The organism is Pseudomonas sp. ChxA (assembly GCF_030263855.1).
Classification (GTDB): Bacteria; Pseudomonadota; Gammaproteobacteria; order Pseudomonadales; family Pseudomonadaceae; genus Aquipseudomonas; species Aquipseudomonas fluorescens_CB.
Genome location: NZ_JARPMK010000001.1, coordinates 3,537,090 through 3,555,500, shown reverse-complemented (window position 1 = coordinate 3,555,500; position 18,411 = coordinate 3,537,090). Strand labels below are relative to the sequence as shown.

16 protein-coding genes are annotated in these 18,411 nt (G+C 60.3%); 11 read left to right on the top strand and 5 right to left on the bottom strand.

Annotated features, from left to right (window positions below; translation table 11 throughout):
* The first annotated feature begins 66 nt into the window (after positions 1–66).
* Entirely contained in the window at positions 67–825 is a 759-nt protein-coding gene (gene deoR, locus P5706_RS15925; RefSeq protein WP_219267908.1) for a DNA-binding transcriptional repressor DeoR, read from the top strand.
* Here deoR and P5706_RS15920 read toward each other — a convergent pair.
* Genes P5706_RS15920 through rbsK form a run of 3 tightly spaced genes read right to left on the bottom strand, consistent with a single transcriptional unit; the run spans position 822 to position 4,145 of the window.
* Positions 822–1,868 (bottom strand): aldose 1-epimerase family protein, encoded by a 1,047-nt coding sequence (locus tag P5706_RS15920; RefSeq protein ID WP_285680010.1) that lies wholly within the window; start codon positions 1,866–1,868, stop codon positions 822–824. The two genes, deoR and P5706_RS15920, sit on opposite strands and share 4 nt — an antisense overlap.
* Positions 1,865–3,196, bottom strand: coding sequence for an L-fucose:H+ symporter permease (fucP, locus tag P5706_RS15915; protein ID WP_285680008.1), 1,332 nt, complete (start codon positions 3,194–3,196; stop codon positions 1,865–1,867). Before fucP ends, P5706_RS15920 begins: the two co-directional genes overlap by 4 nt.
* Before the next feature lie 28 nt (positions 3,197–3,224).
* Positions 3,225–4,145 (bottom strand): ribokinase, encoded by a 921-nt coding sequence (gene rbsK, locus P5706_RS15910; protein WP_285680006.1) that lies wholly within the window; start codon positions 4,143–4,145, stop codon positions 3,225–3,227.
* Positions 4,146–4,352: 207 nt separating this feature from the next.
* Here rbsK and P5706_RS15905 point away from each other — a divergent pair, with 207 nt between their 5' ends.
* Entirely contained in the window at positions 4,353–5,549 is a 1,197-nt protein-coding gene (locus P5706_RS15905) for a multidrug effflux MFS transporter (protein WP_285680004.1), read from the top strand.
* Between the two features lie 95 nt (positions 5,550–5,644).
* Positions 5,645–6,502 carry an SDR family oxidoreductase gene (locus tag P5706_RS15900; protein ID WP_285680002.1) on the top strand — a complete coding sequence of 286 codons (858 nt, stop codon included), beginning with the start codon at positions 5,645–5,647 and terminating at the stop codon, positions 6,500–6,502.
* Between the two features lie 196 nt (positions 6,503–6,698).
* Here P5706_RS15900 and P5706_RS15895 read toward each other — a convergent pair whose 3' ends face one another.
* Together P5706_RS15895 and P5706_RS15890 are read right to left on the bottom strand one after the other, a co-directional pair.
* Complete coding sequence (locus tag P5706_RS15895) at positions 6,699–7,613, bottom strand: site-specific integrase (RefSeq protein WP_200433998.1); 915 nt, start codon at positions 7,611–7,613, stop codon at positions 6,699–6,701.
* Between the two features lie 108 nt (positions 7,614–7,721).
* A complete protein-coding gene (locus tag P5706_RS15890) occupies positions 7,722–8,540 on the bottom strand; it encodes a M949_RS01915 family surface polysaccharide biosynthesis protein (RefSeq protein WP_200433997.1) in 819 nt (272 codons plus the stop codon).
* 469 nt (positions 8,541–9,009) lie between these two features.
* On the opposite strand from P5706_RS15890, the gene arnC reads away from it, so the two are divergent.
* From arnC to P5706_RS15850, 8 genes are read left to right on the top strand one after another with little or no spacing between them, the layout of a single operon-like run.
* Positions 9,010–10,044, top strand: coding sequence for an undecaprenyl-phosphate 4-deoxy-4-formamido-L-arabinose transferase (gene arnC / locus P5706_RS15885; RefSeq protein WP_056860018.1), 1,035 nt, complete (start codon positions 9,010–9,012; stop codon positions 10,042–10,044).
* The gene (arnA, locus tag P5706_RS15880) at positions 10,041–12,032 is read left to right on the top strand and encodes a bifunctional UDP-4-amino-4-deoxy-L-arabinose formyltransferase/UDP-glucuronic acid oxidase ArnA (protein ID WP_200433996.1); all 1,992 of its coding nucleotides are present in this window, start codon (positions 10,041–10,043) and stop codon (positions 12,030–12,032) included. The genes arnC and arnA overlap by 4 nt, the downstream gene beginning before the upstream one ends.
* On the top strand, positions 12,032–12,916 hold the full coding sequence (gene arnD, locus P5706_RS15875) for a 4-deoxy-4-formamido-L-arabinose-phosphoundecaprenol deformylase (RefSeq protein WP_285679998.1): 885 nt from the start codon (positions 12,032–12,034) through the stop codon (positions 12,914–12,916). Before arnA ends, arnD begins: the two co-directional genes overlap by 1 nt.
* The gene (arnT, locus tag P5706_RS15870) at positions 12,913–14,568 is read left to right on the top strand and encodes a lipid IV(A) 4-amino-4-deoxy-L-arabinosyltransferase (protein WP_285679996.1); all 1,656 of its coding nucleotides are present in this window, start codon (positions 12,913–12,915) and stop codon (positions 14,566–14,568) included. Before arnD ends, arnT begins: the two co-directional genes overlap by 4 nt.
* Entirely contained in the window at positions 14,565–14,912 is a 348-nt protein-coding gene (gene arnE / locus P5706_RS15865; protein WP_200433993.1) for a 4-amino-4-deoxy-L-arabinose-phosphoundecaprenol flippase subunit ArnE, read from the top strand. The genes arnT and arnE overlap by 4 nt, the downstream gene beginning before the upstream one ends.
* Complete coding sequence (gene arnF, locus P5706_RS15860; RefSeq protein WP_069787501.1) at positions 14,909–15,322, top strand: 4-amino-4-deoxy-L-arabinose-phosphoundecaprenol flippase subunit ArnF; 414 nt, start codon at positions 14,909–14,911, stop codon at positions 15,320–15,322. The genes arnE and arnF overlap by 4 nt, the downstream gene beginning before the upstream one ends.
* A complete protein-coding gene (locus P5706_RS15855) occupies positions 15,319–16,698 on the top strand; it encodes a UDP-glucose dehydrogenase family protein (protein ID WP_017135719.1) in 1,380 nt (459 codons plus the stop codon). Before arnF ends, P5706_RS15855 begins: the two co-directional genes overlap by 4 nt.
* A gap of 4 nt (positions 16,699–16,702) precedes the next feature.
* Positions 16,703–18,325 (top strand): ArnT family glycosyltransferase, encoded by a 1,623-nt coding sequence (locus P5706_RS15850; RefSeq protein WP_285679990.1) that lies wholly within the window; start codon positions 16,703–16,705, stop codon positions 18,323–18,325.
* Positions 18,326–18,411: the final 86 nt, after the last annotated feature.

Sequence of the window (18,411 nt, the reverse complement as noted above, 5' to 3'; positions counted from 1 at the left end):
TAAGCGTTACAATATTCACAATTAATGTTACTTAGTTAACACAAACAATCAAGCCCTGGAATGCCCGTGGACAGTAAAAAAGCCGAGCGACTCAAGCTTATCCAGCAAGCCCTGCAGGACCAGAGCGCCATTCACCTGCGGGAAATGGCGGCGCTGCTGGATGTTTCCGAGATGACCCTGCGCCGTGACCTCAACCACTTCAGCGAGCATTTGCGCCTGTTGGGCGGCTATATCACACGGGTCGGCAGTGAGGCCGGTGATTACCGGGTTGCCGACCAAGGCACGCGTCACGTCGAAGAAAAACGCCGCATCGGTAAACTCGCTGCGCGGCTGATACAGCCCGGCGACACGGTATTTTTCGACTGCGGCACCACCTCGCCGTTTGTGATTGATTTCATCCCCGACGAGTTGGAGTTCACCGCGGTGTGCAGCTCGTTGAACGTGTTGCTCAAGCTGCAGAACAAGCCCAACTGCCATATCGTGCTGTGCGGCGGCACCTTTCACCGCAAGAACCAGGTGTTTGAAAGCAGCGCCGAAAGCAGCATTCTCGACAGCGTGCGCCTCACGTGGGCGTTTGTGACGGCGGCGGGCGTCAGCCAGGAATTTGGCGTGACCTGCTTCAACTTCAATGAAGTCGAGGTCAAGCAAAAGGTCCTGCGCCAAGCCCAGCAGCGTGTGTTGCTGGCGGACTTCAGCAAGTTCGACACGGTGCGCACTGCGCACTTTGCCAGCCTTGCAGACTTTCACTACGTGGTCAGCGACAAGAAAATCCCCCAAGCGTACAAAGAAGCCCTCCAGGCCAGCGACGCACAATTGCTGGTTTAACCCAATAACCTCTGGCGCTCGCGCGCATTCAAGTAGCCGGTGGTGACGCTGAACGAGGCACTGGCCCCGGCCGCGAGCACCCGCACGTGGCCTTTGGTTTTTTCGGCGTTATAGCCCTCGGGTTCACAGGTCGATGGCAGCACGAACGCCGCCACTTGCTGATCAGGTGAATGCAGGATCCAGCGTGCGGCGTGCTCGAACTCCTTGGGGCGATAACGGGTGTAAAACGCCGCACCATTCGGGTGGTCCAGCAGAAAATGCGCATGGCCGCTGGCGTCTGCGCCCACGTCGTCGAAGAAAAACACGATTTCCGGATCGTACAACGCCGGTGTGTCGAGACACGCCAACTGCGCCGGATGCTCGGCCAGTTGCGCCATGTAGGCGCTCCAGTCAGGTGTGGGCTTGACGTGGTCCGGCACGCTGGTGCGCAGGCGCAGGCGCTGCATGCCCAGCGGCTCGACAAACCGCGCGCCGGCCACATAGGCGTAGTTCATATGGGCCATGTACATCAGCTCCATGGGTTTGCCGGCCAGGTTGGTGACGTCCATATCGATATCGAACAGGGCTGAATCCGTGCGCAGTGTCACGCTCGGGGTGGCCCGGTAACGATCGCCAAAGCCCTTGGCATATTGGTAAGTGCCACCCAGGCTCACAACGCCCTCGCCTATTTCCAGCCAAGCTGTGTCCATGGGCGCGCAGGGCATTTCGCCGTGCAAGGCATGGGTGTCATCCGGCGCCGGGCAACCGTTGCGCAGCAGGCCACTGTGAAACATAAAGCAGCCATAAGTATCAATGACGGTCGGGCTGGGCCTTGGCTGCTCGAACAGGTTGGTCATGGTCAGGTCGCAGCCGTCGAACACCGCCGACCAGATCATCTGCCCTTGATAAGGCAGTACCACCAGGCGTCCTCGGCTGTTCTCCAGGCTTACGGCCAATACGCCGGAGGGGTAAACCCAGGCGCAGACCTTGAAGTCCTCGGACTGCAGCAAGACCTTTTCCTGCTCGCTGAACAGCGCAGGATACAGCGGGATACGCGCGTTCATGAGGCCACCGCCGCTGCCGCACTCGACGGCAATCGGTCCGATTGGCGCATGCACTTGAGCGCATACATCACGATCACGATAAAGCACAGCAACGGCACGCTGTAGGCCAACTGCATGTTGCCACCGCTGGCATCGGACAACAGGCCCTGGAAGATCGGGATCACCCCGCCACCGACAATGCTCATCACCAGCAGTGAACCGCCGACACCGGTGTCTTCACCCAGGCCATCGATGGTCAGGCCGTAGATGGTCGGCCAGCACGGGCCGAGAAAAATGCTCACGCCAACTGCCGCATACACCGCCGAGATGTTCGGCACCAGGATGGTGTAAGCCAGCAGCACAATGCACAGCACGCCGTAAATCGCCAATACCCGGGCCGGGTGCAGGCGGCGCATCAGCAGGTTGGCGATCAGCTTGCCGACAAAGTAGGCGGCAAACGTGGTCAGCAAAAACCACGAAGCGCTGCGCTCATTCATGCCGCCCATTTGCATGGCCAGGCGAATGGTGAAACTCCACACACCAACCTGCGCGCCCACATACAGAAACTGCGCGAGTACACCAAAGGTAAAGCGCGGGTTGCGCCACAGTCGGCCCAGGCTTTGGCGCAGGCTGCCCGAGGTGTTGTCGACGGGCTTGTTGCCCTTGCAGGCCGGGAACCGGGTGATCGCGATCAGGATAAACATCAGCACCAGTACGGCGATCATCCACTTGTAGGGCAACAGCGTGGACTGGATCATTTGCAACTGCTGCACCGCCGCCTCGGAGGCGCTCATCTGCGTCAGTTGCTCGGTGGTGGCATCGGTGTCCTTGAACATCACAAAGCTGCCCACGTACACCCCGGCCATGGCGCCGAACGGGTGAAAGGTTTGCGAGATATTCAAGCGCCGTGTCCCGGTTTCCCGAGGGCCCATCAGCGTTGAATAGGTGTTGCACGCGGTTTCCAGAAACGACACGCCGGCAGCAATCACAAACAGGGCCAGCAGGAACATGCCGTACTTGGCAGTGGACGCGGCTGGGAAGAACAGCAGGCAGCCGAGCATGTACAGCAACAGGCCGATCAGAATCGTGCTTTTGTAGCTCAAGCGGCGTACCACCATCGCGGCCGGAATCGCCACGAAAAAGTAGCCCAGGTAGAACGCCGACTGCACAAAGGCGGTCTGGAAATCGCTGAGCAGGAAGGCTTTCTTGAAGTGCGCGATCAACACATCGTTCATGCTCGCTGCCGCGGCCCACAGCGCAAAGATGCTGCACAGCAGGATAAACGCGAACCAGGGCGTGCGGTTCAGATAAAAGCCATCAGGTGTCTGTTGCAGCGCAGGTTTGTTCATTATTGTTCTCCGGGCTGGGTTGAGGGTCTTACCGCTGTTGCTGGAAACGGGCGAACGCTTCGGCGTCGGGATACGAGGTCTGCGTACCCAGCGCTGTGACCGAACACGCGGAATACGCCACAGCCTGCTCCATGGCTTGGCGAATAGCGCCGTCGCGGCTCCAGTGCTGGATGAAACAACCGATAAACGCATCGCCGGCGCCGGTGGTGTCGCGGGCAACCACCCGCTGGCCGGGCACCTGGAACTCGCCCTCCTCGCCCACGTACAGCGCGCCGTGCTCGCCGAGGGTGACGATCACGTGGCGAATGCCGCTGGCGACCAGTGAGTGGGCGGCGCTGCGGGCCGAATCCGGCGAGTCCACGACTCGACCGGTGATCAACGCCAGCTCCGATTCGTTGGGAATCAGGAAGTCCAACTGCGCCAGGTGCTCAGCGCTCAAATCGGCCAGGGCCGGTGCCGGGTTAAGCAGCACCGCAATGCCATGGCGGCGGCCGAATTCGATGGCGTAGTAAACCGTGGCCAGGTTGATCTCCAGTTGCAGCACGATCAGCGAGCATTCACGCAGGTCGGCGGCCGCCGCCTCGATGTCCGCCGGCAACAAATGCGCATTGGCGCCTTTGACGATCAAAATGCTGTTGTGGGAATCGGCGCGCACAAAAATCGGCGCAACGCCGCTGGAGACCCCCGGCACCCGCTGCACATAACGGGTGTCGATGCCAAAGCGCTGGAAGTTGGCCAGGGTGTTGTCGGCAAACATGTCGTCCCCGACTTTGCTCAACATCAGCACCTGCACCCCAAGCTTGGCTGCCGCCACCGCCTGGTTGGCGCCTTTGCCGCCACACCCGAGGGCAAAGCCCGGCGCTTCCAGGGTTTCGCCCTGTTCCGGCATGCGGTCGATGTAGGTAATCAAATCCACCATGTTGCTGCCGATGACTGCGATCTTGCCCATTGCTATCTCACCTTGTTGCGGCACGACCAGGCAGGTCGTAGCGCTCTTGTTTTGTTATTTAAATAACATTAAGTGTGATTATTCAATCTTTATTTTGTGAAGATCAGCCAAGCCGCATGAAAATGTAGCGTCTGTGTAAGCATCATCTTGTGTGCCCAGGTACAGCTCACTAAGCTGGCCGATCTTTTGCTGTGACCCGGAACCCCCATGTCTCGAAGTATTGCCCACCTGGCCTTGTTGCTCGGGTTGATCACCGCCATTGGCCCTTTCGCCATTGACAGCTATCTGCCTGCACTGCCCACCCTGGGTGCCAGCCTGCAGGCGTCGCCGGCGGCCGTGCAGATGAGCCTCACGGTGTTCTTCATGATCATTGGTGTGTGCCAGCTCTTCTACGGGCCGATCAGTGATGTGTACGGGCGCAAGCCGCCGATTTACGCAGGCCTGGCGATTTTCGCGGTGGCCAGCGTCGGCTGTGCGCTGGCACCGACGATTGAAGTGCTGATTGGTTTTCGTGCCTTGCAAGCCTTTGGCGCCTGCGCAGGCATGGTCATCCCGCGCGCCGTCGTGCGCGACCTGTACACCGGCCACGAAGCGGCGCGCCTGATGGCCTTGCTGATGCTGGTGATGAGTGTTTCGCCGATCCTCGCGCCCCTGGCCGGCAGCGTGGTGATTTCACTCTGGAGCTGGCGTGAAGTGTTCGTGGTGCTGGCGGTAGTGGCGGTGTTGTGCCTGGTGATGACCCTTGTGCAGTTGCCCGAAACCCACCCCGCCGAACGTCGCCTGGGCAAGACCCTGGGCGGTGCGATCGGCAGCTACGGCGCCTTGCTGCGCGACCCGGTATTCACCGGCCTGTCGGTGGTGTGCGGGTTTGGCTTGGCGACGTTCTTTGTGTTTATCGGCAGCGCGCCGTTCGTGTACATCGAGTATTTCGGCCTCACGCCTACGCAGTTCAGCCTGTGTTTTGCCGTCAACGCCGCATCGTTTTTCGCCATGAGCCAACTGACCGCCCGCCTGAGCGCGCGTTTTGGCCTGGCGCCGCTGATTCGCTGGTCGGTGGTGGGCGTGGCGGTGGTCATGAGCGCGCTGGCCGTCACTACCCTCTGGAGCGACAACCTCGCCTTGATGATGGCGTTGCTGTTTATCGGTTTCGGTTTTCTCGGCCTGCTGTTGCCGGCCGCCGGGGTGTTGTCCATGGAAGATCACGGCGCAGTGGCGGGTTCTGCCTCGGCGCTGCTCGGTGCTATCCAGATGATCACGGCGGCCGTGTCGATGACGTTGGTTGGCGTGTTTGCCGACCATACGCCGGCGCCGATGTTGGTCGGCATTGCGCTGTGCGCGGTGGCGGCGATGCTGGTGACCTTGTGGACCCTGCGCCGTTTGCCGGCTCACCTGGCGCGTGGCTGACGCCATTCGTCGGGGCCATCGCCCATCCGTTACAACTATCGCCAGCGGCAAAACAACTAACTCCATAGCACCCAAGACGTTCTAAGGAGTTAGACATGACCGACTACCCTCGCCCGCCCTTCGCACCTCAAGCCCAGTCCGTACCGGGCACCCAGAAGAAAATGGACCCGTACCCCGACTGCGGTGAGAAGAGCTACAAAGGTTCCGGCCGGTTGGCCAACAAGATCGCCCTGATCACTGGCGCCGACAGCGGCATTGGCCGCGCGGTGGCCATCGCTTTTGCCCGCGAAGGTGCCGACGTGGCCATCGCGTATCTGGATGAGCATGAAGACGCCCAGGAAACTGCGCGCTGGGTCGAAGAGGCCGGCCGTCAATGCCTGTTGTTGCCGGGCGATATCGCGCAAAAAGCCAATTGCCAGGCGCTGGTGGACAAGACCGTCGAGCAGTTTGGTCGCATCGACGTACTGGTCAACAATGCTGCGTTCCAGATGACCCACGAAACCCTCGAAGAGATCGAGGATGAAGAATGGGTCAAGACCTTCGATATCAACATCACCGCGATGTTTCGAATCTGCAAGGCGGCCCTGCCGCATATGAAAACCGGCAGCTCGATCATTAACACCAGTTCGGTCAATTCCGATATGCCCAAGCCAACCCTGCTGGCCTACGCCGCCACCAAAGGCGCGATCGCCAACTTCACCGGTGGCTTGGCGCAGTTGCTGGGTGACAAAGGTATTCGCGTTAACAGTGTGGCGCCAGGGCCGATCTGGACGCCGCTGATTGTAGCGACCATGCCCGACAAGGACGTGCAGAGCTTTGGCAGCGAAACGCCGCTGGGGCGTCCGGGCCAGCCTGTGGAGGTGGCACCCATCTATGTGCTGCTGGCCTCGGACGAAGCCAGCTATATCTCCGGCTCGCGCTACGCGGTTACCGGCGGCAAACCGATTCTCTAACGCGTTGCGACTGTATGGCAACGGCACTCTTGTGGCGAGCAGGCTTGCCCTGCGTTGGGATGCGAAGCAGCCCCAAACTCAGAGACTGAGTTCTTTCAGGAGAAATTCAGTACCTTTACTGGGACTGCTTCGCAGTCCAACGCAGCGCAAGCCTGCTCGCCACAGGTGGGCTCCAAAATCTTTGCTGTGCTAAGAACTACAAATCAAACCGGTCCACCGCCCGGCGCCGCTCATTGTCATCGCGTACGTCATAACTGGCGGTGGTCTGGATATTGGTGTGATGCGCCAGTTTCTGCGCAATCGACAGGTCATGCTCTTCAATCACCCGCGTGATAAACGAGCGCCGGAAGTCATGGGGCATGATCTTTACCCCCACCTGCTCACCGCGTTGGCGGGCAATGTAGTAAATCGCGTGCTTGGTGATGCGTTCACGGGTGATATGGCTGCCACGGCGGATACGATTGAACAGAAAGCTATCGTCCTGCTCGCCCTCCTTGAGCTGCTCGCGGCGAAACGCCAGCCAGGCCTGCAACTTGTCAAACGCCCAAGCCGGGGCGTACTTGATCAGTTCCTTGTTGCCTTTGCCAATCACCCGCAAGCTGCGTTCATCGAAGTTGATCTGCGCCAGATCCAGGTTGACCGACTCCGACTTGCGCATCCCCGAACCATACAAAATGCCGATCACGGCGGCATCCCGCAGGCCTTGGGGGCGTGGGTCGGCGGCGCAGACTTCCATCATTTCGCGGATCAGGCTGCGGCGCAGGTTACGGCCCTGGCCTAAGCGTGTGCCCGGCGTCGCCTTGACCGAGCGCATTTTCAACAGGTGGTCCTGACTGATCAGGCTCATTCGCCAGGCTTCGTTCATCACCCCGCGTACTGCATTCACATACAGCGATGAGGTGTTCGGCGCGCAACCGTCCTCGCGCAATGCGCCGACCAGGGCAATCACCTGTTCGGGTTGCAGCAGGTGCCAGTCGATCTCTTCCAGGTTGATGTCTTCATAGCCCAGGCGGTCGGCGGCATCTTGCAGCACATAGCGCATGGTCAACTGGCTGGAGGGCGCCAAACGGGTGAGGTAGAGGGTCAGCGGGTTGCGGATAGACTCAGTCAAGGTAGATCAGCCTTTGGATTAAATACCTCAACCAACTCATTGTTTAATCGAGGTATTTAGTGAATTGGCGAAGACCGAGTCTAACCCAGGACAGGCCTTGGCACAAAATCACGGAGCCGATTCGTCGTCCTCGGTCGGTTCTTCGGGCTGAGGCTGAGCCTGGGATTGGCTCCAGTCAGCGTCCTGTTTCTGCATCAGTGCAAACCAATGCTGACGCATGAACGCCAGGTAGCTGTCCGGCGCCTTGGCAAAGTCACTTTCATCGCCATAACAGCCCGGCAGCGGCAACTCGGTGCCCTGCTCCTTGTACTGGCTGACCAGTGCCTGCTGCGCGGTAACGCTGCAGTCGGTAGGCAGTGGCATACCGCGCAGGGCACCGGCATCCTCGTCCCACCAGCTTGCGCCCACGCGATCGACACCACGCAGGCGGTATTTCTGCGACTTGCCAACATGCATGATCAACTTGAACTCGCGCGGGCTGACATCGCTGGTGCAGGTGCGCGAATAGCCCACCGTGGCCTGGGTAATGCCATCGCCGGCAAGGTCAGTGACCTTGGTGGCCGCCATGTCAAAACGCAGCCCTGCGTCGAATTCGCAGTGCTGCACGTCGTCGTAGAGCATCCAGACACGCTTGGGGCGGTCGCCACCGAGCAAATATTGGGCGGCGTAGACAAACGCCGATTGGGTACCGTCGTCATCGCGTTCGCTGACCTGCTCGGCGAGAACCAGCAAGTTCTTGCCTTGATGGTCGTCCCAGGTATAGGCCGCAACCTGTTTGCCGCGCACTTCCACGCCCTCCGGTACCTGCTCGACGCTGGTAAGCGCTACGCCATCGTCGGCTCGAACTGTCGTGACACAGGCCACCGCCATCAACAAGCCCATCAATGCAGGCCGCAACTGGCCGCGCAAAATCTGCACACTATTCATTCGAGTACCCTGGCAAGAGATGGCTTACTTTACCGGCACTTGAGGGCCAATGCAGAGAAGTTTGTTGAATTACCTTGCGCGCCTGTGCGGTGGTGCAGAAACCGTCGCGGTTTTGCCCGCAGAACCAATCCCCAGGCGCTTCAGCGGTTTAGCTGAACCCTACCTGTCTACCTGTCAAATAAACGAGTTTTTCATCCGCCTTTCATATTCGTTCAACAATTTTCCGCTTAATCTTGGCCCCAGGACTTGAGAACGAACCGCGTTTTTCCCGACTAACCTGTTGATTACGCTTTACCTTTAATAGTTTTCGTCTTTAATCTGCTAACCCATGGAAGAAACCGTTACCCGTCCTCAGGAAAGTCGAATGAATGCCGCAACCCCACGCTACGTTTAATCTTTCGGCGTTGTTTACCGATGGATTACTGCTGTTTTCACGCTCCAATTGTTCTAGCCCCGAGGTCATGAATCTTTGAAACCCTACCCTATTCATTGCGTGTCGATCGTTATCCCGGTCTACAACGAACAAGAGAGCCTGCCTGAGTTGCTGCGTCGCACGACTGCAGCTTGCAAGCAATTGGCTTACGAATACGAAATCATCCTGGTGGATGACGGTAGCCGCGACAACTCGGCGCAATTGCTGGAAGACGCTGCCGCAGAAGACGGCAGCAACGTCGTGGCGGTGATCCTCAACCGCAACTACGGCCAGCATGCCGCGATCATGGCCGGCTTCGAGCAGTGCCGTGGCGAGGTGATCATCACCCTCGACGCCGACCTGCAGAACCCGCCCGAAGAAATCCCGCGCCTGGTCGAGCAAGCCGCCCTCGGCTACGACGTGGTCGCCACCGTGCGTAACAACCGCCAGGACTCGGCCTTCCGCCGCTGGCCTTCGCGCCTGATCAACCTGGCCGTGCAACGCTCCACCGGCGTGGCCATGACCGACTACGGCTGCATGCTGCGCGCTTACCGACGCACCATCGTCGATGCGATGCTGGCCTGCCGCGAGCGCAGTACGTTCATCCCGATCCTGGCCAACGGCTTTGCCCGCCACACCACCGAGATCCTGGTGCACCACGCCGAACGTGAGCATGGCGAGTCCAAATACAGCGCCATGCGCCTGATCAGCCTGATGTTTGACCTGCTGACCTGCATGACCACCACCCCGCTGCGCCTGCTGAGCATCGTCGGCTTCAGCCTGGCGGCACTGGGCATGCTGTTTGCCTTTGCGCTGGTGTTCCTGCGCTTGGTGTTCGGCGCCGAATGGGCCGGTTCAGGCATGTTCGTGTTGTTCGCGGTGCTGTTTGTGTTCACCGGTGGTCAATTCATCGGCATGGGCCTCTTGGGTGAATACCTGGGGCGCATGTACAGTGACGTGCGTGCCCGTCCACGGTTCTTTATTGAAAAGGTGCTGCGTAACCAACCCGCAGAACCGGCTCCGGTCGTCGTGGTCGACGGCCTGGCAACTTCCCACTCTCCTACTTCTCCTTCCGATCAGGTTTCGTCATGAATTCAAAAGCTGTTGTCTTCGCTTATCACGATATTGGCTGTGCAGGCATTGAAGCCCTGCTGACCGCCGGCTACGACATTGCTGCCGTGTTCACCCATGCCGACGACCCCAAGGAAAACAATTTCTACGGTTCCGTCGCCCAACTCTGCGCCCGCAATGGCATCCCGGTACATGCACCGGAAGACGCCAACCACCCGCTGTGGATCGAGCGCATTGCCAAGCTGAACCCGGATTTCATCTTCTCGTTCTACTACCGCAACCTGTTGAGCGAAGCCCTGCTGGCCACCGCCAAAAAAGGCGCGTTCAACCTGCACGGTTCGCTGCTGCCTAAATACCGTGGCCGCGCTCCGGCCAACTGGGTGCTGGTCAACGGCGAAACCGAAACCGGCGTGACCCTGCACCGCATGGTCAAGCGTGCCGATGCCGGCGCGATCCTGGCCCAGCAAAAAGTCATCATCGACCGCACCGACACCGGCCTGACCCTGCACGCCAAACTGCGTGAAGCGGCCACCAACCTGCTGCGTGATGCGCTGCCACAGCTGGCCCAAGGCAAACTGGCCGAAACTGCCCAGAACGAAAGCCAGGCCACCTACTTCGGTCGCCGCACCGCCGCTGATGGCAAGCTGGACTGGAAAAAGCCGGCTGAAGAGCTGTTCAACCTGGTTCGTGCTGTTACCCAACCGTACCCGGGCGCTTTCTGCGCTGTCGGCGAGCACAAACTCATCGTTTGGCAAGCTGACGTGGTCAAGGGCAACGAAGGCCTGGCCCCAGGCCGTGTGATCAGCGTCAACCCGCTGCGCATCGCTTGCGGTGAAGATTCCCTGGTGGTCAAGTTCGGCCAGCGCAACGAAAACGGCCTGTACCTGGCCGGCCCTTCCCTGGCTGACGAACTGGGCCTGGTCGACGGTTCCGTACTGCGCGGCGCCGAGTCCGGCCGCAAGCCACGTCGTACCCGTGTACTGATCCTGGGTGTCAACGGCTTTATCGGTAACCACCTGTCCGAGCGCCTGCTGCGTGACGACCGTTACGAAATCTACGGCCTGGACATTGGCTCAGACGCCATCGAGCGCCTGCGCAGCCACCCGAACTTCCACTACGTGGAAGGCGACATCAGCATCCACTCCGAGTGGATCGAGTACCACATCAAGAAGTGCGACGTGGTCCTGCCGCTGGTGGCCATCGCCACGCCGATCGAATACACCCGTAACCCGCTGCGTGTATTCGAACTCGACTTCGAAGAAAACCTGAAACTGGTTCGCTACTGCGTCAAGTACAACAAGCGCGTGATCTTCCCGTCGACTTCCGAAGTCTACGGCATGTGCCAGGACCAGTACTTCGACGAAGACACCTCCAACCTGGTGGTCGGCCCGGTCAACAAGCAGCGCTGGATCTACTCCGTTTCCAAGCAACTGCTGGACCGCGTGATCTGGGCTTACGGCGACAAAGGCCTGAACTTCACTCTGTTCCGTCCGTTCAACTGGATGGGCCCGCGCCTTGACCGTCTTGACTCGGCACGTATCGGCAGCTCCCGTGCCATCACCCAGTTGATCCTCAACCTGGTGGAAGGTACGCCAATCCGCCTGTTCGACGGTGGTGAGCAGAAGCGTTGCTTCACCGACATCGCTGACGGCATCGAAGCCCTGGCACGCATCATCGATAACGACAACGATATCTGCAACGGCCAGATCATCAACATCGGCAACCCGGAAAACGAAGCCAGCATCCGTCAGCTGGGCGAAGAACTGCTGCGTCAGTTCGAAGCTCACCCGCTGCGCAGCAACTTCCCTCCGTTCGCCGGTTTCCGCGACGTAGAGAGCAAGGCGTTCTACGGCACCGGTTATCAGGACGTGGCACACCGCAAGCCAAGCATCGAAAACGCCAAGCGCCTGCTGAACTGGGAGCCGACCGTTGAGATGAGCGAAACCATCGGCAACACATTGGACTTCTTCCTCAAAGAAGCCATGCTCGAAATCGCGGACAAGAAGTAATGCAGGCAGGCTTGCGAATCGACGTCGACACCTACCGTGGCACCCGTGAAGGTGTGCCGCGGTTGCTCGAATCCCTGGACGAAGCCGGGGTAAAAGCGACGTTCTTCTTCAGTGTCGGGCCGGACAACATGGGGCGCCACTTGTGGCGTCTCATCCGCCCGCAGTTTCTGTGGAAGATGCTGCGTTCCAATGCTGCCGGCCTGTATGGCTGGGACATCTTGCTGGCCGGCACCGCCTGGCCAGGCAAGCCGATCGGCCGTGACCTGGGGCACTTGATGCGCCAGGCCAAGGCCGCTGGCCATGAAGTCGGCCTGCACGCATGGGACCATCACGGTTGGCAAGCCAACACCGGGCGCTGGAGCGACGCACAGCTGGTCGAGCAGATCCGTCGTGGCGTGGACACCCTGAGCGACATCCTGGGTGAACGCATCGACTGTTCCGCCGCCGCCGGCTGGCGTGCCGATGAGCGCGTGGTGCAAGCCAAACAAGGTTTCAACTTTCGCTACAACAGCGATTGCCGGGGCACCAGCCTGTTTCGACCGACCCTGGCCGATGGCAGCGCGGGCACCCCACAAATTCCGGTAGACCTGCCGACCTTCGACGAAGTCGTCGGGCCGGTGGTGGCTGCCAAAGATTTCAACGGCTTCATTCTTGACCGGTTCGCCGCGTCGAAGCTGAACGTCTATACGATCCACGCAGAAGTAGAAGGGATTCTGATGGCTGACGATTTTCGCCAACTGCTCGCCCAGGCCGGGCAGCGCGGCATCGACTTCAAACCCTTGGGCGACCTGTTGCCTGCGGATGTGACCACCCTGCCCCAGCAACAGTTGGTGCGCGGCGCGCTCAGCGGCCGCGAGGGTTGGCTCGGAGTGCAGCAGGCATGATCCGGCGCTGGGCATTGCCCCTGCTCCTGCTGGCGTTTGGCGTGTTCTACCTGTTGCCCCTGGCCTCCCACGGCCTATGGATTCCCGACGAAACCCGTTACGCGCAAATCAGCCAGGAAATGCTGCTGACCGGCAAGTGGGCCTCGCCGCACTTCATGGGCATTCGCTATTTCGAGAAACCCGCTGCCGGCTACTGGATGATCGCGCTGGGCCAGGCGATTTTCGGGCAAAACCTGTTCGGCGTGCGCTTTGCGTCGGCCTTGAGCACGGGGCTGAGCATCCTGCTGGTGTATCTGGTCTCGCGCCGGTTGTGGAACGACCCGCAAAAAAGCCTGGTCAGCAGCGTGCTGTACATGAGCTTTGTCAGCGTGGCCTTGCTCGGCGGTTACGCCAACCTAGACCCGCAATTCACCTTCTGGGTCAACCTCACGGGCGTGGCCTTGTGGTTTTGTTTCGACAGCACCACGCGCAATGGCCGCTTGGGGTCTTGGGCCTTGCTCGGTTTTGCCTGCGGTATGGGCTTTATGACCAAAGGGTTTCTGGCCTGGCTGCTGCCGGTGTTGATCGCCCTGCCCTACGCGATCTGGCAGAAACGCTTTCGTGAATTGCTGGGCTATGGCGTGGTCGCGGTGGTCGTCGCCATTGTCGTCAGCCTGCCGTGGGCGCTGGCCGTGCACCTGCAAGAGCCGGACTACTGGAATTTCTTCTTCTGGCACGAGCACATCCAGCGCTTTGCCGGCGATGACGCCCAGCATGCCGAGCCGTTCTGGTTCTACCTGCCGCTGATGGTTGCGTTCTCGTTGCCATGGATCGCCCTGCTACCGTCCACGGTCAAACAGGCCTGGCTGGAAAAGCGCCTGCCCAATACTGCGTTCCTGCTGCTGTGGTTGTTGATGCCCCTGGCGTTCTTCAGCCTGGCCAAAGGCAAGCTGCCGTCCTACGTAATGCCGTGCCTGCTGCCCTTGGCGCTGTTGATGGGCTCGACGCTCAGCGACAAGCTGGCCAAGGGGCATGGCCGCGCCTTGCGCATCAACGGCTGGTTGAACCTGGCTATCGGGGTCGTGGCGTTGCTGGCCATCAGCTGGTTCCAATTGAAAAAGCCGGTGTATGAGCCCGGTCAGGAGACTTTCAGCCTGGTGCTGGTGTTCACCTTCCTGTTCGGCTGGATCGTGGTCAACCTGCTGCAAGCTGCGCGCCCGTTGAAGCTATGGGCTGCGCCGGTCATCGGCAGCTGGTTGCTGGTCGCCCTGGTGCCCGCCGCCCTGCCGCACTCGGTGGTCTATAACAAGACCCCGGACCAGTTCATCATCGACCACTTGCCCGAACTGCAACCGACCACCGCCCTGCTCAGCAATGACCTTGGCGCTGCATCCGCGCTGTCCTGGCGCCTGGGTCGCCCAGAGGTTGCGCTGTACAACACGGTCGGTGAAGTGAAGTACGGCATTGCCTACCCGGACACCGCTTATCGCAAGATCGGTACCGCCGACGTCCAGCAGTGGATGAGCGAGGCACGTAAAAAAGGCTCGGTTGGCGTGGTCATGCGGGTCAAGGGCGACGATGAAGTGGCCGAAGTGAACCTGCTGCCCCAAGACGGCAAGCGTTATGAGCAAGGCAGTATCGTCATCCTGATTTTCCCACAGGCCGCGCAATGATCACCTTGCTTCTCCTGGCGGGCGCCTGCCTGCTCACCTGCATGGGCCAGGTTTCGCAAAAGTTTGCGGTGGAAAGCTGGCGTGACCAGCCCGACGGCTGGGCGCCCAAATTGCGTTCGCCGTGGCTATGGTCGGCGCTGGTGTGCCTGGGCCTTGGCCTGCTGGTATGGCTGTTGGTATTGCAGCGCCTGGAAGTGGGCATCGCCTACCCCATGCTCAGCCTCAACTTTGTACTGGTGACGCTGATGGCGCGGTTTGTCTTCCAGGAACATATCGATGGTCGTCACTGGCTCGGTGTCGCGCTGGTGATTGGTGGCGTCGTGCTGCTGGGGCGTCACGTATGAGCCGCGCGCAAGGGTTCGCCCTGGCCTTGGGCAGTGTCGGCCTGGTCAGCGCCGCACAGTTGGGCATGCGCTGGAGCATGACACGCCTGCCGTTGCCGACCGAATGGTTGAATGCGTTCAACAGCAACGCTATTGATCTTGGCGCCCTGGGCGTGGTGATCCTGGCGATCATCGCCTATGCGCTGTCGATGCTGTGCTGGCTCGGCGCGCTCAAGCACTTGCCCCTTGGGCGTGCCTATTCGCTGCTAAGCATCAGCTACGCGCTGGTGTACCTGCTGGCGGCCAGCCTGCCGGTGTTCAACGAACATTTTTCGCTTTCAAAAACCCTGGGAGTGGCCTTGGTCATTCTCGGTGTTCTGGTTATTAACTCTCGTCGTGCTAGCGTTGCAAGCCCCAGGAATGCCCCATGAAAATCAGTGTATTTGGTAGCGGTTACGTCGGTCTGGTACAGGCCACCGTATTGGCCGAGGTCGGTCACGATGTGATCTGCATGGACGTGGACAAGAGCAAAGTCGAGTCGCTGCAAAAAGGCCACGTGACCATCTTCGAACCGGGCCTGGCGGCCATGGTCAAGGAAAACCTGGAAAGCGGGCGCCTGCACTTTACCTACGACGAAAAACTCGCCGTAGAACACGGTGAAGTGCTGTTTATCGCCGTGGGCACGCCATCGGACGAAGACGGCTCGGCCGACCTCAAGTACGTGCTGTCGGTAGGTGATGCCGTGTCGCGCCATCGCGTGGAGCCGGTGATCCTGGTGGAAAAATCCACCGTGCCGGTCGGTACTGGCGACACCCTGCGCGCCCATATCGAAAAAAACCTGCACATTGCCGGTCGCCATTTGGAGTTCGATATCGTCTCCAACCCGGAATTCCTCAAGGAAGGCTCGGCCGTTGCCGACTGCCGCCGCCCGGACCGCATCATTATCGGCTGCGAACGCGAAGAAGTGCGTGAAGTGATGCGCGACCTCTATGCGCCGTTCAACCGCAACCATGACCGCATCATTTTCATGGACCTGCGCAGCGCCGAACTGACCAAGTACGCCGCCAACTGCATGCTGGCCACCAAGATCAGCTTCATCAACCAGATCGCCGAGCTGGCCGAACACCTGGGCGCCGACATCGAAGCCGTGCGTTTGGGCATCGGTGCCGACTCACGCATCGGTTACCACTTCATCTACCCAGGCTGCGGCTACGGCGGTTCGTGCTTCCCCAAAGACATGCGCGCCCTGATCCACAGCGCCAAGGAAGCCAACTGCTCCAGTGACTTGCTCGAAGCGGTCGAAGCGATCAACCAGCGCCAGAAGAGCAAGCTGTTCGAACGCATCAACGCCTACTTCAAAGGCGAACTGCAAGGCAAGACCTTCGCCTTGTGGGGCCTGGCGTTCAAGCCCAATACCGATGACATGCGCGACGCCCCAAGCCGCGTGCTGATGGAAGCCCTGTGGGCGGCCGGCGCCAATGTCCGTGCGTTTGACCCCGAAGCCATGCAGGAAACCCAGCGCATCTACGGTGACGAGTCGCGCCTGACCCTGCTGGGCACGCCGGAATCGGCCTTGAGCGGTGCCGATGCGTTGATCGTGTGCACCGAATGGCAGCAATTCAAAGCGCCGGATTTCGAACTGATCCACGCACGCCTGAAGAACCCGGTGATCTTCGACGGTCGCAACCTGTACGACGGCGAGCGCCTGGCGCGCAAAGGCTTCAAGTATTTCCCGATGGGCCGTGGCGACTCCTGCGAACTGCCGATCCCCCAGCAAAACTGGGTAGCGCCAGCCAAGGAAGACTAAAGACGTGAACAAAGCTCAACCGCCGCTGCTTACAGCAACGCTGCGCAACCAGTCGCTGGGGCTCGGGCTCCTGGCGCTGGTGCTGTTTATTGTCGGCAACTGGCACCAGGCAATCATCGGCTTCGACTCGCGTTTCGTGGTGTTTGCCCAGGAAATGCTGCGCCATGGGCCGAGTTTTTTCCCCACCACCTATGGCCAGCCTTACGCTGACTACCTGGCGACGTCGACCCTGCTGACTTGGCTCTTGTCGTTGCCGTTTGGCGAGGTCAGCAGCCTCACAGCGTGGTTGCCCACGTCCATCGCCTCGGCGGTGATCGTGATGCTGGTGTATCGCCTTACGGCGCCCTACTCCACGCGCTGGGGCTTGCTCAGCATTGCGATGTTGCTGCTCAGCAGCACCTTTATCAGCGAAACCCGTGCGGTGTCGCTGGACCAGATGCTCGCGGCCATCGCCCTCACGGTGTTCTACCTGGGCTATGCGCATGATCACTTTGGCGCGGCCAAACGCTTGCATTGGCTGTTTTTGCTGCTGATCCTGGGCTTCGCAGTGCGTGGGCCAATCGGCCTGGTGATCCCCACCGGCGTGCTGTGCAGCTATTACCTGATCAACCGCCAATGGCGCCAGCTGTTCACCTTTGGCTTCATTGCCCTGGCTGTGCTGGCGGCGTGCGTCGGCCTGTTGCTGCTGCTGGCCAAGCTCAGTGGTGGCGAAGACTTCATGCAGGACGTGATCCGCATGCAGTTCCTGGGGCGCATGGACGGCACCGAAGGTTCCAGCGGCGTGCTGTATTACTTCACCAGCTCCATGGGCAACTATGCGCTGGCCTATCCACTGGCGTTGCTGGTGCTGCTGGCAGTCGCCAGCGGCGGTCGCCGAGCGCCAGACCCGGCACTGAAACTGGTGCTGTACTGCGCGGCGGCGGGTTTGCTGGTGATGCTCGGCCTGTCGGTCCCTCAGGCCAAGAAGGCCCGTTACATCCTGCCGATGCTGCCGATGGCGGCGATCATTGCGGCCTACCCGTTCCAGGTCAGCCAAGGGCGGCTGTTCGCCTGGCTGCGCGGCTTGATGCTGGGCATCTGGACGCTGCTGCCGGCGTTGCTGGTGGTCGGGCTGGTGGTGGCGCGCAAGCGTTACCCGGCGCAGTTGGACAGCCTGGGGCTGGTCTTCGGCGTGCTTGGCGTGCTTCAAGTCGTGGCGCTGCTGTCACTGTTCAAAGCGCGTCTACGCCCGCTGGGCTCAGCACTGGCGGCGGTGCTGGCGTTGTGGTCGACCTACATTGTGGTGGTCGAGCCGTTGGAGCGTACGCTTTACGACACCCGCACATTCAGCCTAGGGGTCAAAGCACAGATCATGCAGCAACCTGCCCCCGTGGTGCTACATGGCTTGGGCAAAGATGCCAAAGCCATCAAGTTCATGGTCAACTTCAACTGCGATAAAGTGCCACTGTTTACCCAATCGGCAGCCGACCTGGCGCCGCTGCAAGGCCCGGCATGGGTGGTGATGAGCGCGCAGGACTTCGAAAAACTGCAGGATCCGCGCTTGCGTTCGATCACCCCGACACTCACCGGGGAATTCGACAAAGATCCGTATGTGTTGCTCCACCTGGAAAAAGTCAGCGCGCCGTAATTACGCTGACAATGGTCTGACGGACACAGCGCCCACTTCTTCAAGAGTGGGCGTTTTTCGTTATGACGGCCCGGAAAGCGCCTACA